The 13,590-nt window shown below is 63.5% G+C and carries 12 protein-coding genes; 7 read left to right on the forward strand and 5 right to left on the reverse strand.

What is annotated here, in order from left to right:
* Positions 1-35: 35 nt before the first annotated feature.
* Entirely contained in the window at positions 36-2,645 is a 2,610-nt protein-coding gene (gene acnB, locus OIU19_RS02325; RefSeq protein WP_264233112.1) for a bifunctional aconitate hydratase 2/2-methylisocitrate dehydratase, read from the reverse strand.
* 407 nt (positions 2,646-3,052) lie between these two features.
* Between acnB and OIU19_RS02330 the strand changes: the two genes are divergently transcribed.
* Positions 3,053-3,538, forward strand: a complete 486-nt coding sequence (locus OIU19_RS02330; RefSeq protein WP_186554974.1) for a DUF1289 domain-containing protein — start codon at positions 3,053-3,055, stop codon at positions 3,536-3,538.
* Between the two features lies 1 nt (position 3,539).
* On the opposite strand, the gene queD is transcribed toward OIU19_RS02330, so the two are convergent.
* Together queD and OIU19_RS02340 are read right to left on the reverse strand one after the other, a co-directional pair.
* Positions 3,540-3,896: a 6-carboxytetrahydropterin synthase QueD gene (gene queD / locus OIU19_RS02335; RefSeq protein WP_186554973.1), complete on the reverse strand. Its 357-nt coding sequence runs from the start codon at positions 3,894-3,896 to the stop codon at positions 3,540-3,542.
* A gap of 52 nt (positions 3,897-3,948) precedes the next feature.
* Positions 3,949-5,028, reverse strand: coding sequence for a patatin-like phospholipase family protein (locus OIU19_RS02340; protein ID WP_264233089.1), 1,080 nt, complete (start codon positions 5,026-5,028; stop codon positions 3,949-3,951).
* A gap of 153 nt (positions 5,029-5,181) precedes the next feature.
* Here OIU19_RS02340 and OIU19_RS02345 point away from each other — a divergent pair, with 153 nt between their 5' ends.
* The 5 genes from OIU19_RS02345 to OIU19_RS02365 all read left to right on the forward strand — a co-directional run bounded on the left by OIU19_RS02345 (position 5,182) and on the right by OIU19_RS02365 (position 9,290).
* A complete protein-coding gene (locus OIU19_RS02345) occupies positions 5,182-5,490 on the forward strand; it encodes a PepSY domain-containing protein (protein WP_186554866.1) in 309 nt (102 codons plus the stop codon).
* Positions 5,490-5,804 (forward strand): PepSY domain-containing protein, encoded by a 315-nt coding sequence (locus tag OIU19_RS02350; RefSeq protein WP_186554865.1) that lies wholly within the window; start codon positions 5,490-5,492, stop codon positions 5,802-5,804. The genes OIU19_RS02345 and OIU19_RS02350 overlap by 1 nt, the downstream gene beginning before the upstream one ends.
* On the forward strand, positions 5,805-6,473 hold the full coding sequence (locus OIU19_RS02355) for a response regulator transcription factor (RefSeq protein WP_264233090.1): 669 nt from the start codon (positions 5,805-5,807) through the stop codon (positions 6,471-6,473).
* On the forward strand, positions 6,470-7,789 hold the full coding sequence (locus OIU19_RS02360; protein ID WP_264233091.1) for a sensor histidine kinase: 1,320 nt from the start codon (positions 6,470-6,472) through the stop codon (positions 7,787-7,789). The genes OIU19_RS02355 and OIU19_RS02360 overlap by 4 nt, the downstream gene beginning before the upstream one ends.
* Before the next feature lie 343 nt (positions 7,790-8,132).
* The gene (locus OIU19_RS02365) at positions 8,133-9,290 is read left to right on the forward strand and encodes an HPP family protein (RefSeq protein WP_264233092.1); all 1,158 of its coding nucleotides are present in this window, start codon (positions 8,133-8,135) and stop codon (positions 9,288-9,290) included.
* Here the strand turns inward: OIU19_RS02365 and OIU19_RS02370 are convergent.
* Positions 9,264-10,130, reverse strand: coding sequence for a LysR family transcriptional regulator (locus tag OIU19_RS02370; RefSeq protein ID WP_186554861.1), 867 nt, complete (start codon positions 10,128-10,130; stop codon positions 9,264-9,266). The two genes, OIU19_RS02365 and OIU19_RS02370, sit on opposite strands and share 27 nt — an antisense overlap.
* Before the next feature lie 66 nt (positions 10,131-10,196).
* Positions 10,197-11,486 carry a leucine-rich repeat-containing protein kinase family protein gene (locus tag OIU19_RS02375; RefSeq protein ID WP_264233093.1) on the reverse strand — a complete coding sequence of 430 codons (1,290 nt, stop codon included), beginning with the start codon at positions 11,484-11,486 and terminating at the stop codon, positions 10,197-10,199.
* Positions 11,487-11,670: 184 nt separating this feature from the next.
* Between OIU19_RS02375 and OIU19_RS02380 the strand changes: the two genes are divergently transcribed.
* Positions 11,671-13,560 carry a propionyl-CoA synthetase gene (locus OIU19_RS02380; RefSeq protein WP_264233094.1) on the forward strand — a complete coding sequence of 630 codons (1,890 nt, stop codon included), beginning with the start codon at positions 11,671-11,673 and terminating at the stop codon, positions 13,558-13,560.
* Positions 13,561-13,590 lie beyond the last annotated feature (30 nt).

A 13,590-nucleotide genomic window follows, 5' to 3' on the forward strand; every position in this document is an offset into this window, starting at 1 on the left:
TTCTACAGCTTGAAGCTTAACGCTCGTAGCTGCTGTTACGCCTGAACAACCGGGATCTTGGCGCTTTCGGCCGCTTCACGGAACTCGGCGATCTGGTCGAAGCTCAGGTAGCGGTAGACGTCGGCAGCCATGCTGTCGATGTCCTTGGCGTACTGCATGTACTCTTCGACAGTCGGCAGTTTGCCGATGATCGAAGCGACTGCAGCCAGCTCGGCCGAGGCCAGGTAGACGTTAGTGGCGTCGCCCAGACGGTTCGGGAAGTTACGGGTCGAAGTGGAGACCACGGTAGAACCGGTCTGCACACGTGCCTGGTTACCCATGCACAGCGAGCAGCCTGGCATTTCCATGCGCGCACCGGCCTTACCATAGATGCCGTAGTAGCCTTCTTCGGTCAGCTGGTGGGCGTCCATCTTGGTTGGCGGAGCCAGCCACAGACGGGTCGGAATACCGCCCTTGACCTTGTCCAGCAGCTTACCGGCAGCGCGGAAGTGACCGATGTTGGTCATGCACGAACCGATGAACACTTCGTCGATTTTCTCGCCCTGTACCGAAGACAGCAGGCGTGCATCGTCCGGGTCGTTCGGCGCGCAGAGCACAGGCTCTTTGACGTCGGCCAGGTCGATCTCGATGATCTCGGCGTACTCGGCATCGGCGTCGGCCGACAGCAGTTGCGGGTTGGCCAGCCAGGCTTCCATGGCTTGCGCACGGCGCTCCATGGTACGCGCGTCACCGTAGCCTTCGCTGATCATCCAGCGCAGCAGGGTGATGTTCGACTGCAGGTACTCGGCAACGGCTTTTTCCGGCAGCTTGATGGTGCAGCCAGCAGCGGAACGCTCGGCCGAGGCGTCGGACAGCTCGAAGGCTTGCTCGACAGTCAGCTCGTCCAGGCCTTCGATTTCCAGGATGCGACCGGAGAAGGCGTTTTTCTTGCCTTTCTTCTCGACGGTCAGCAGGCCTTGCTGGATGGCGTAGTAAGGGATGGCATGTACCAGGTCACGCAGGGTGATGCCCGGTTGCAGTTTGCCCTTGAAACGCACCAGGACCGACTCAGGCATATCCAGTGGCATGACGCCAGTGGCTGCGGCGAACGCCACCAGGCCGGAACCGGCCGGGAACGAGATGCCGATTGGGAAGCGGGTGTGCGAGTCGCCGCCGGTGCCGACGGTGTCAGGCAGCAGCATGCGGTTCAGCCAGCTGTGGATGATGCCGTCGCCTGGACGCAGCGACACGCCGCCACGGGTGCGGATGAAGTCTGGCAGGGTGTGGTGGGTGGTGACGTCGATCGGCTTCGGATAAGCCGCGGTGTGGCAGAACGACTGCATCACCAGGTCAGCGGAGAAGCCCAGGCACGCCAGGTCTTTGAGTTCATCACGGGTCATAGGACCGGTGGTGTCCTGAGAACCGACGGTGGTCATCTTCGGCTCGCAGTAGGCGCCCGGACGTACGCCTTGGCCTTCTGGCAGACCGCAGGCGCGGCCGACCATTTTCTGTGCCAGGGTGAAGCCTTTGCCGGTGTCGGCTGGCTGCTCGGGCTTCTTGAACAAGTCCGATGCACCCAGACCCAGTTCGGCGCGGGCTTTTTCGGTCAGGCCACGGCCGACGATCAGCGGGATACGGCCGCCAGCGCGGACTTCATCGAGCAGCACTTCGGTTTTCAGGGCGAAGGTGGTGACCAGCTCGTCGCTTTCGTGACGGCGCACTTCACCTTTGTACGGGTAGACGTCGATGACGTCGCCCATGGCCAGGTTGCTGCAGTCGAATTCGATCGGCAGGGCGCCGGCGTCTTCCATGGTGTTGTAGAAGATCGGGGCGATCTTGGTGCCGAAGCAGAAACCGCCAGCGCGCTTGTTCGGCACGTTAGGGATGTCGTCACCGAAGAACCACAGCACCGAGTTAGTCGCCGATTTACGCGACGAGCCAGTACCGACCACGTCGCCGACGTAGGCGACCGGGAAGCCTTTGGCGCGCATCGCTTCGATCTGCTTGAGCGGGCCAACCGAACCCGGTTGCTCAGGCTCGATGCCGTCACGGGCCATCTTCAGCATGGCCAGGGCGTGCAGCGGGATGTCTGGGCGCGACCAGGCGTCCGGGGCAGGGGAAAGGTCGTCGGTGTTGGTTTCGCCAGGCACCTTGAACACGGTCAGGGTGTATTTGTCGGCGATCGCTGGACGGTTGGTGAACCACTCGCCAGCAGCCCACGACTCGAGCACGGCCTTGGCGTGGACATTGCCAGCCTTGGCTTTCTCGGCGACGTCATGGAAGGCATCGAACATCAGCAGGGTGTGCTTGAGCTGTTCGGCCGCGACGGCGCCCAGTTCGGCGTCGTCCAGCAGCGCGACCAGCGTTTCGATGTTGTAGCCGCCCTGCATGGTGCCCAGCAGCTCGGTGGCATGCTTGCGGTCGATCAGCGGCGACTTGGCTTCGCCCTTGGCGATGGCGGAGAGGAAACCGGCTTTGACGTAGGCGGCTTCGTCGACGCCTGGCGGTACGCGGTCGGTGATCAGTTCTACGAGGAAGGCTTCTTCGCCGGCCGGCGGGTTTTTCAGCAGCTCGACCAGGCCTGCGGTTTGTTCGGCGTTCAGCGGCTGGGGCACGATACCCAGAGCGGCACGCTCTTCGATGTGTTTGCGGTAGGCTTCAAGCACAGTAATTACCCTCATCAGTGGTCCCTAAAGGGAGTCCGGGACGCTCATCCAGCATTCTCATGCACCCATGCGCAATGACGGCTTCTTGGGCCGCCCAGCCAGGGTCGCAGAGAATCCTTACAGAAGCTGCTTTCAAAGTTTTACGCCTGTAGAACGGAGGCTGATGAGGGGTTGGCGCGGACCATGCGAGGGTGCATGAGCCGGGCCAACGCCGTTCTACCGGATCAACTGTGCTCGTGACGCTTTGAAAACAGCTTCCAACGGACATTGTTGCCTTGAAAAGGCGGAGTGATTCTACGGCAAAAAGCGAACGAAAGTAAGGCGGCACTTATGACTTTAACGGGTGACCCTGGTTAGACAAAGGGCTAACATGGGGGCGTGTTCCACCGCCAAGCCGTTGTTTTTTCATGTCCAATCAATCCATCAAAACCCCTTGCGTGGGCTTGTGCTCTACCGTCTACGGCGACTTGGTGTGCCGCGGCTGCAAGCGTTTTCACCACGAGGTGATCCACTGGAACGGCTACAGCGACGAGCAAAAGCGCGCGGTCTGGCTGCGCCTGGAGCAATTGCTGGTGCAGGTGATGATGGCCAAGCTTGAGGTGTTCGACAAAGACTGCCTGCGCCAGCAATTGGAGCAGCGTTCGATTCGCTTCGTCGCCCATCAATCCGAATACTGCTGGGCGTATCAGTTGATCGCCCGCGGCGCGCGGATGATTCGCGACCTGGAAGCCTACGGCATGGCCTTGATGCCGGAGTTTCGCGACTGGGAGCTGCCGCAGCTGCGCGATGCCATCGACCGCGAATTCTTCTTGCTGTCCGAGGCGCACTACGAGCGCTACATCGCCCCGCGCTTTTTGCGCGACGCCCTGGAATTGGGCGCCGGGCAGGCCTGACTCAGTCGCCGGTGTATTCGCAACCGCTGGTGCAGGTTTCGTGGATACGTACTTTCGACAGCTCAGGCAGCAGCGGCTTGACCTGTTCCCAGATCCACTTGGCGATGACTTCGCTGGTCGGGTTTTCCAGGCCAGGAATGTCGTTGAGGTAGTTGTGGTCCAGCTGCTCGTAGATCGGCTTGAAGATCGCCTTGATCTCGGAGAAATCGCGGATCCAGCCCGTGTGTGGGTCAAGCGGGCCGGTCAGGTGCAGGGCGACCTTGAACGAGTGGCCATGCAGACGACCGCACTTGTGGCCTGGCGCGACGTTGGGCAGGCGGTGGGCCGATTCGAATGTGAATTCCTTGAAGATTTCCACGCTGTAGAGACTCTTGTAAAAAATGCTGACGGCGATTCTACCAGCATGCCCGCTATAACGGTTGCAGCCGTTCGTGCAGCCGCCCGGTGGCGATCAACTCGAGGAACTCATCGCCCAATCGCTGGCTCTCGGCAATCGCCTTGTACCAATAGCGCTTGCGGCTTGGCGCATCGCCCATGAACCGCTTGAAGTCGTTGCGGTCAGGTAGCTTGCCGTAGGGCAGGGCCGCCAGGTAGTGCGCCGAGGGGGTCATCAGCAACACATTCTGCAGCCGCGTGGCGTCACCCTTGCGCCAGGGCAGGGCCTTGTCGAACCAGCCAGGCACCACCTTGTCGGTGAAGTGCGGGTAGATCACCAGGTCATCGCCGCGGTAGGGCAGGTCCAGGTGATAGTCGAGCAAGCCGCCGTCACGGTAGGTGCCGCTGCCAGCGCCTGGAATATCACGCACCCCTTGCATGACCATGGGGATCGAACCCGAGGCGAGCAGGGCGTGGCGCAGGTTGGCCAGGTCCAGCGGCAGGTAGCGCGAGGGGAAGTCGGTCAGCTCATCCAGCGGCGGTGGCGAACGCCTGTCATGCAGGATGATCCGTTCGAAATGCCGGCCCAGGCGGGCGCGCCCAAGCAGGTTGCTGGCAATCACCGAAGACAAGCCCACCCCTAGCCGAGCGCGATGGTCGTCGGCCAGCAGGCCGTGGCTTTTCACCACCATGATGTTCAGCCGGTAGTGCGCATTGGCCAGGATCTGCCCATCGTTGCCCTGCAACAGGTCATCGAGCATGCGCTGGCAACTGCGGCTGATCTCGGCGGGCGTCACGCCCTTGGCGAAGTCTTGCTCGGTGTACAGCTCGCCCAGGCGGCGCAGGCCGGCAACCGGGTCATCGAGGCAGGCACTTGCAAAGCGCCAGGAGCCGATCGAAGCGCCAATCAATGCCCGCTGGCGCGGCGCCGAAGGCAGCCACTCACCGAACAACGCCAGGTCCAGCCCCTGGATCCCCAGCGGCTTTGGCCCGCCCGCAGCGCCAGGCACCACGCCCACATCGGCGGCGCGCAGGCCCCGCTCGCGGATCTGTTGCAAGGCACGCTTGCCCGCTTTGAAGGTCAGGGCAGGGAACTTGATATGGATGGCGCTCATGCACGACCTCGCGGCTAACAAGCGGGGCATTATAGGGAACCGGCGGCTAACGCGCTGCGCTATCATGGCGCCAGCTGTTTTCAGGTTGAGTTAAGAACCGGTGGTTAATCTTAACCCCGTAGACAAATTACACATCTCGACGGAGAGACCCTCATGAAAACTTTGACTGCCCTGTTCACTGCCGCTGCCCTGGCCTTTGGTGCCAACGTCGCCCTGGCCAAAGACGTCCAGCCTGACGAAGTGGTCAAGCTGGTCAACGCCAAGACCATCATGTCGCTGGACGAATTGAAGGCCAAGGCGGTCGCCAAGCACCCAGGCGCCACCGTCACCGATTCGGAACTCGAAGACGAATACGGCCGCTACATCTATAAGGTCGAGCTGCGTGATGCGCAGAACGTCGAGTGGGACGTGGACCTGGACGCCAAGACCGGTGAAGTACTCAAGGACGCTCGGGATAACTGATGAACCCTGTACCGCGAACGGCGCGCTACCTCGCCCTTGCGCTGATGACCGTCTGTTCGCTGGCCGTGGCCCGTGACCTTGACCAGGATGAAGCCCTTGAGCTGCGGCAAAAGGGCATCATCCTGCCGCTGGAGCAACTGCTCGAGTCCGCCCTGGGCCGTTACCCCGGGGCGCGGCTGTTGGAAGCGGAGCTGGAAGAAAAGCACAACCGTTACGAGTATGAAGTCGAGTTGCTGACCCCTGCCGGCGTAGTGCGCGAGATCAAGCTGGACGCCCGCAGTGGCGTGCTGCTCAAAGACGAGGAAGACGACTGAATGCGCCTGCTGCTTGTCGAGGACAATGTCCCCCTGGCGGACGAACTGACGGTGGGCCTGCAACGCCAGGGCTATGCCGTGGACTGGCTGGCCGATGGCCGTGATGCGGTGTACCAGGGCCAAAGCGAACCCTATGACCTGATCATCCTCGACCTGGGCTTGCCTGGGCTTCCGGGGTTGCAGGTGTTGGCCCAATGGCGCGCGGCAGGCCTGGCCACCCCGGTATTGATCCTCACCGCGCGCGGCTCCTGGGCCGAACGCATCGAAGGGCTCAAAGCCGGGGCCGACGATTACTTGAGCAAACCGTTCCACCCCGAAGAGCTGCAACTGCGCATCCAGGCTTTGCTGCGCCGTGCGCGTGGCCTGGCCAACCAGCCGAAACTGGAAGCTGCCGGGCTGCATCTGGATGAGGGGCGGCAATGCGTCAGCCGCGAAGGCGTCGACATCCAGCTGACCGCCGCCGAGTTTCGCCTGCTGCGTTACTTCATGCTGCATCCGGGGCAGGTGTTGTCCAAGAGCCACCTGGCCGAGCACTTGTATGACGGCGAGACCGAGCGCGATTCCAACGTGCTCGAAGTGCACGTCAATCACCTGCGGCGCAAACTCGGGCGCAGCGTGATCGAGACCCGTCGCGGCCAGGGCTACGTCTACGCGGGAAGCAGCCAGTGAAGTCGATTCAGGCGCGCCTGAGCCTGGGCCTGATAGCGGTGCTGGTGGTGGTCGGCCTGGCCTTGGCCCAGTTGACTTTGTGGCTGTTCGAGGTGGGCCTGCAACGCTACCTGGAAACCGGCCTGCGCAAGGAAAGCGAGAACCTGCTGGTAGCCATGGTGCGCGGCCCCAATGGCCTGCAGCTGGACGAGCGGCGGGTGTCTGCCGCCTACCAGCGGCCCTTCTCTGGTTACTACTTTCGCATCGACTTCGACAAGGGCACCTGGCGCTCACGTTCGCTGTGGGACCTGGACATGCCCAAGCCGTCCAAGCCCGGCCTGGAAGACAGCCATGAGCTAGGGCCCGAAGGCCAGCAGCTGCTGGCATTTCGCGCCGATTACCGGCGCCTGGGTCAGGACATCTCGATCAGCGTCGCCCAAGACTATTCACCCGTGCGCGATGGCTTTCGCCGGATGCAACAGATTGGTCTAGGCATGGGCCTAGTGGCGCTGGTGCTGGTGCTGGTGTTGCAGCGCATCACCGTGACCCGCTCGCTGCGCCCACTGGAGCGCGCCCGCCAGCAGATCGCCCAGTTGCAGCAAGGCCAGCGCTCACAGCTCGATGCCGAGGTGCCCAGTGAGTTGCAACCGCTGGTGGATCAGGTCAACCATTTGCTGGCGCACACTGAAGACAGCCTGCGACGCTCGCGCAACGCCCTGGGCAACCTCGGCCACGCACTGAAAACGCCGCTGGCGGTATTGATCAGCCTGGCCTCCAGTGAACGGCTCAAGGAGCTGCCCGAGGTGCAGGCGCAGATGCGTGAGCAGCTGGAACAGATCCAGCAACGCCTGACCCGCGAACTGAACCGCGCCCGGCTGGCCGGCGATGCGCTGCCGGGCGCGCAGTTCGACTGTGATGCAGAACTGCCGGCGCTGCTGGCAACCTTGGGCATGATCCATGGCGAGGGGCTGTTGCTTGAGCGCGATGTCGCACCGGGGTTACTGCTACCGTGGGATCGCGAAGATTTGCTGGAGCTGCTCGGTAATCTGTTGGACAACGCCTGCAAATGGGCCGACAGCGAAGTGCGCCTTGGCATTGCCCAGACGGGCGATGGCTATCAGCTGTGGGTCGACGATGACGGCCCGGGGATTCCCGAAGCGAACCGCATGCAGGTGCTTGAACGCGGATCGCGGCTCGACGAGCAGGTCGATGGGCATGGCCTGGGCCTTGGCATCGTGCGCGATATCGTCGAGGCCTGGGGCGGGCGCATCGCCTTGCTGCAAAGCCCCCTGGGCGGGTTGCGGGTAAGCATCGAGCTGCCGCGCAAGGGGCGCTGAATTTCGTCGTTCGCTGGGGCCTCATCGCGGGCCAAGCCCGCGCCCACGCCATCGTCGAGCAATCCGCACATTCGTGGGAGCGGGCTTGCCCCGCGATGAGGCCGGCCCTGCCAGCCCACGTCCCACCCTGCAAAAATATTGCAGTTCAAGCGCATTTTTTTGAATTGGCCCCAAAACGGTGCGCCCGGCACAATCTCTGCCACGAAACTTACCAGTTTCCATCTCCACGGACGGAGCCTCTTAGCGATTGCATCTGCAATACAGGGCCCAGGCCAATTGCGGCTGGGCTTTCTTTTTAAAAAAGACATAACCCATCAACCCCTGGAACACGATCAACTGCCCGATGTCTGCCTCGCGTCCTGAAAGTCGATTGCAGCGCCTGTTGCCGGCGCCTCTGAATATCCCCCGCAAAGAATGGCTGCGTGCCGGCCTCGGCGCACTGCTTGGCCTGTTCCTGGCCGGTTGGTTGTGCAGCCTGGCCTACGGCCCCTCCATCGCGTTACACCTGCTCGGCCCCCTGGCCGCCACTGCGGTGCTGGTGTTCGCCGTGCACTCCGGACCGTTGGCGCAACCCTGGCCGGTGCTGGGCAGCTACGCCCTGGCCGGTGCAGTGGGCCTGGCGATGCGCCATGGTTTTGGTAGCGAGCTGTGGGTCGCTGGCGCCGCCCTGGGCATCTCGATCCTGATGATGTGCCTGCTGCGCTGTCTGCATCCACCCGGTGGTGGCGTGGCGGTCAGTGCGGTGTTGGCCGACTCAGGGTTAGTCGCGCTGGGCGATCACCTGCTCGAGCCGATCATGCTCAACGCGCTGATCCTGATCACGGTTGCGGTGCTCTACAACCGCCTGACCGGCGTGCGCTACCCCAAAGGCCCGTTGCCGCGCAAAGACCTGCATCACACCCACGATCCATTGCCCAGCGAGCGCGTCGGTATCAACAGCGCCGACCTCGACCAGGCCCTGGAAGAGATCGGCGAATTCGTCGACGTCACCCGCGACGAGCTGGAGCGGATCATCCTCGCCACCGAGCAACATGCCTTGCAGCGCAGCCTGGGCGGGATCACCGCCGCCTCGGTGATGTCGCGGGATATCCAATTCGCCAGCAAGCACACCACCTTGGAGCAAGCCTGGAAGATGCTCGCCAGCCATCACCTCAAGACCCTGCCAGTGCTTGATCAAGGCCGCCTGGTGGGCATCGTCAGCCTTAGCGACCTGGTAGGCCCGGCCATGGCTCGGGGGCGTTTCAGCTGGCGCGGCGTGCTGCGGCGCAAGCCGGTGCTGATGGAACAGGTGATGAGTCGGCGGGTGGTCAGCGTCAGCAGCCAGCACCCGCTGGAGCGGCTGTTGCCGCTGCTCAGCGAGCAGGGCCTGCACTGCCTGCCGGTGCTCGATGGCGACAGCCTGGTCGGGGTCATCACCCAGAGCGACCTGATCGCCGGACTCAAGCGGCACTTGCTCAACGCCGCTGCGCTGAAATCAGATGATCGGGTCCCAGCGCTGTGACCAATCGCTGGCGCCGGCGGCGACTTGCCGGCGCAGCACGCTGAAGGCCTGCTGCAAGGCCTCGCTGTCTCGTTTACGGGCATACACGAGGAAGGTCGGGTAGGTGAACTCCGGCGCTTGCGGCACCCGCTCGAACACGCCGCTGTCCAGGTACGCCTGGACCACGCGGGTGCGGAAATAGCCGCTGCCGCCCTGGTCGAGAATGAACTGTAAGGCCAGTGGGCCGAGGTTGAAGCTCAGTGCCGCGCGGGCACAGTCGGGCAGGGCGGCGTCGTGCTGGCGGCGAAAGGCTTCGCCCCAGTCGATATAGATGTAAGGCTCAGGCAGATCGACGCGGCGGATGCGGATCAGCTTTTCTTCCATCAACTGCTCGACCTGCAAGCCCGGCCCGTAGGTCGGCTGATAGACCAATGCAGCGTCCAGCAGGCCCATCTCCACTTTGCGCAACAGCGACTCGCCGTCGCTGACCTCGCTGCGAATCGCGTGACTCGGCAGCTCGCGGTGCAGGGCGCTGACCCAGTCGAGCAGCATCGGATTACCCAGGCTCACCTCACCACCGAGATGCAGCACTTGCTGGCAGCCCTGCGGCAGCGGCAGGTCGCGGCGCGCCGCCTCCCACGTCTCGACCAGCTGGTTGGCGTAGGTGACGAACGCTTCGCCGTCGCTGGTCAAGCTGGCGCCGCTGCGGCTGCGCACGAACAGTTGGCAGCCCAGTTGCTGCTCCAGGCGCTGGACCCGCGCGGTGATCGCCGTTTGCGAGACGAACAGGCGCTCGGCGGCAGCGACCAGGCTGCCGCAACGGACGATTTCCAGGAAGGTACGGGCCTGATCGATGTCCATGGCTGCGCTCGTTGAGGTAGGTGGCGGGTATTCTAGAGGCTTTGCACCGGGTTGGGGCAGTGCCGCTCAATGCGCCAGTAGCGCCAGCAGTTCGCTGAAGCTTGGGCGCTGGGCGACGTCGGCCTGCTGGCAGTGCTCGGCCAATGCCTGCAGCTGCTCATCGGGCTGCGCGCAGTGCGCCAGCAGTTCGCTCAGAAGAATGCCGAAGGCGCGTACTTCCAAACGCTGCAAAAGGACGGCGGCAGGCTCCTCGGCTGTTGGGTGGAAAGAGGCCGCGCCGAAGTCGCCGAGCAGGCACTGGCCGTGGTCATCGCAGAGGATGTTGTGGGCATACAGGTCGCCATGGCTCAGGCCACGGGCGTGCAGGTGCGCGCAGACCGAGGCGATGCCCGAGGCCAGGCGGCGCAGCGCCGTGGGCGATAAACGGCGTGCGTCCGGATACTGGTCGCGGGTGCAGCTGGACAGGCTCGGCGGCCCGGCGAGGTTGTGCCAATGGGCGGGGATCAACTGCATTGCCAGGGCCGGTAACCGCTGCGGATGGTCGTCGATGCGTCCGGCCAGGCGCACCAGTTGCGGGTGATCACCGGCAGCGATGCAGGCGCTCATTTCCGCCAGGGGCGAGCCGTCGCTGGTAATCGCCCCTTTGTACAGTTTGACCGCCAGTGGCGCGTCCTGGCCACGCCAGTGCGCCAGGTGGATCAAGCCGGAAGCGCCGCGACCGAGCTCAGCCCCAAGCTCGATGTCTTGCCAGGCAATGCTCGGGCACGGGGCATCCACAGGGGGCGCGACAAAGCCCTCCGGCAGTGGGTTACCGGCATAGGCCAACCAGGCCAGGCGCGGCATGTGCAGCAGCCAGTCGGGCAGGCTGGTGAGACGATTGCTGGCGATACGCAACAGCTCCAGCCGTTGGCAATCAGCCAGGCTTGCCGGCAGGGCGCTCAGGCGATTGCCGGTCAGCATCAGCTTTTGCAGCTGATGGCATTGGCCCAGGCTATCTGGCAAGCGTTCAAGCGCGTTGTCCGTGAGGATCAGCGCACGCACGCTGGGCGGCAGCGCGGCGCCGCTTACCTCGCTGAGCTGATTGCTCCTAAAGCCAATGGTCTCAAGCTTCGCGCAGCGTCCCAGTGCCACGGGCAGGTGGGTGAAGCGGTTGTTGGAGCAGAACAGCACCTTGAGCCGGGTCAGCCGATGCAGATCCTCGGGCAGCGTGCTCAGGGCATTGCCGCTCAGATCGAGTATTTCCAGGCTCTCGGCCAGCGCGAAGATTTCCTCGGGGAAGTGCTCGAGGCCTTGCTTGAGGTTGAGGCGGGTGATGCCGCGCAGGCGGCCGGCTTTGAGGTCGTCGAGGCTATGCATGGGGCAGTGGCACGGGTGCTGGGGCAGGGCCCGGCATGATACCGGCAAATTCACCCTGGGCGTGGCGCCGGGTCTGCGAATTTGCAGGTCGGTTATGGACTTTCGTCCCATGGCAGGCGCGTGCTGGCGGTCCATACTGAAAGCTCGCCCTTCAATAACAACAAGTATTTAGGTTGCGACCGACATGACTTACCAGCACAGCTACGCCCGTTCCATTGCCGATCCCGTGGCCTTCTGGGCCGAGCAGGCCGAGCATTTGGCCTGGTATCGCAAGCCTTTGCAGACCCTGCAAGACAACCCCGACGGTACCCACCGCTGGTTCGCCGATGGCCGCCTCAATAGCTGCTACCTGGCGCTCGATCATCAGATCGAGCAGGGCCGCGGCGAGCAGACCGCGCTGATCTACGACTCGCCAGTGACCGGCGTGCAGCAGCGCTTCAGCTACCAGCAGCTATGCGATGAAGTGGCGCGCCTGGCCGGGCTGTTGCGCGAGTTGGGCGTGCGCAAGGGCGATGGGGTGATCATCTACATGCCCATGGTGCCCCAGGCGGCGATGGCCATGCTGGCCTGTGCGCGGATTGGCGCGGTGCATTCGGTGGTGTTCGGTGGCTTTGCCGCCAACGAGCTGGCGCTGCGCATCGACGATGCCCGGCCGGCGCTGCTGCTCACCGCCTCATGCGGGCTGGAGTTCGAGCGGGTGATCGAATACAAACCGCTGGTCGACCGCGCGCTGCAGCTGGCCGCGCATCAGCCCAAGCAGGTGCTGGTGCTGCAGCGACCGCAGGCACGTGCTGAACTGCAAGTCGGGCGAGACCTCGACTGGAATCAAGCGCTGGCCAACGCCCAGCCCGTGCCACCGGTCGAGCTGGATGCGGGCGATCCGCTGTACATCATGTACACCTCCGGTACCACCGGCAAACCCAAGGGCATCGTGCGCGAGAACGGCGGCAACGCGGTGGCCCTGAGCTTTGCCATGCGCCATATCTACGGCATGCAGGCCGGCGATGTCTGGTGGGGGATCTCCGACGTGGGCTGGGTGGTCGGCCACTCGCTGATCGTCTATGGGCCATTGATGAACGGCTGCACCACGGTGTTCTACGAAGGCAAGCCGATCCGTACCCCCGATGCCTCGGCGTATTGGCGGGTAGTCGAGCAGTACCAGGTCAATGCGCTGTTCTGCGCGCCCACTGCCATGCGTGCGATTCGCAAGGAAGACCCCGATGGCGAACTGATCGCCCGGCATGACTTGAGCTCGTTGCGCCAGTTGTTCCTGGCAGGGGAGAAGCTCGACTCCAGCACACATCAATGGTTGGAGCGGGTCAGCGGCAAGCCGGTGCACGATCACTGGTGGCAGACCGAAACCGGCTGGCCGGTCACCGCGCCTTGTGTCGGCCTTGAGGGCAGCGCCGCCCGGCCCGGGTCGAGTAATCGCGCCGTGCCCGGTTATCACGTGCAGGTGCTGGATGACGACGGCCAATTGCTGGGGGCCAACCAGCAAGGCGCGATCGTGATTGCATTACCGCTGCCACCCGGTTGCAGCCAGACCCTGTGGGGTGATCATGAGCGCTATCTGCAGGCTTATCTGCACACCTATCCGGGCTACTACCACACCGGCGACGGCGGGTATCTGGATGACGATGGCTTCGTCTACATCATGGGCCGCACTGACGATGTGATTAACGTCTCCGGGCACAGGCTGTCGACTGGCGAAATGGAGGACTTGGTGGCACGCCATCGAGCAGTGGCCGAATGCGCGGTGATCGGCGTGCATGACGAGATCAAAGGGCAGGTGCCGTTGGCACTGGTGGTGCTCAAGGATGGCGAAGGGATTGGCGAGCAGCAGTTGCAGAAGGACCTGGTGGCCAGCGTGCGCGAACATATCGGCGCGTTGGCCTGTTTTAGCCAGGTGCGCTTGGTCAAGCGTTTGCCCAAGACTCGCTCGGGCAAGATCCTGCGGGCCGTGTTGCGCAAGATTGCCGATGGCCAGGATTATGTGCCGCCTTCGACCTTGGATGATCCGGCGGTGCTTGGCGAGATTGAAGGGGTGCTGGCGGATTTGCCCAGGGCTGGATGATGCGGCAGCGCTGATATCGCTATCGCGGGG

Origin of the sequence: Pseudomonas sp. BT-42-2, from assembly GCF_025847435.2 — a bacterium.
Taxonomy (GTDB): domain Bacteria; phylum Pseudomonadota; class Gammaproteobacteria; order Pseudomonadales; family Pseudomonadaceae; genus Aquipseudomonas; species Aquipseudomonas urmiensis.

Excerpts from the sequence above, each read along its gene's own strand:
- OIU19_RS02350 (WP_186554865.1), top strand. The coding sequence starts at position 5,490 with ATGAACCCTGTACCGCGAACGGCGCGCTACCTCGCCCTTGCGCTGATG.
- OIU19_RS02365 (WP_264233092.1), top strand. The coding sequence starts at position 8,133 with ATGTCTGCCTCGCGTCCTGAAAGTCGATTGCAGCGCCTGTTGCCGGCG.
- OIU19_RS02340 (WP_264233089.1), bottom strand. The coding sequence starts at position 5,028 with ATGAGCGCCATCCATATCAAGTTCCCTGCCCTGACCTTCAAAGCGGGC.
- OIU19_RS02345 (WP_186554866.1), top strand. The coding sequence starts at position 5,182 with ATGAAAACTTTGACTGCCCTGTTCACTGCCGCTGCCCTGGCCTTTGGT.
- OIU19_RS02380 (WP_264233094.1), top strand. The coding sequence starts at position 11,671 with ATGACTTACCAGCACAGCTACGCCCGTTCCATTGCCGATCCCGTGGCC.
- OIU19_RS02370 (WP_186554861.1), bottom strand. The coding sequence starts at position 10,130 with ATGGACATCGATCAGGCCCGTACCTTCCTGGAAATCGTCCGTTGCGGC.
- OIU19_RS02355 (WP_264233090.1), top strand. The coding sequence starts at position 5,805 with ATGCGCCTGCTGCTTGTCGAGGACAATGTCCCCCTGGCGGACGAACTG.
- OIU19_RS02375 (WP_264233093.1), bottom strand. The coding sequence starts at position 11,486 with ATGCATAGCCTCGACGACCTCAAAGCCGGCCGCCTGCGCGGCATCACC.
- OIU19_RS02330 (WP_186554974.1), top strand. The coding sequence starts at position 3,053 with ATGTCCAATCAATCCATCAAAACCCCTTGCGTGGGCTTGTGCTCTACC.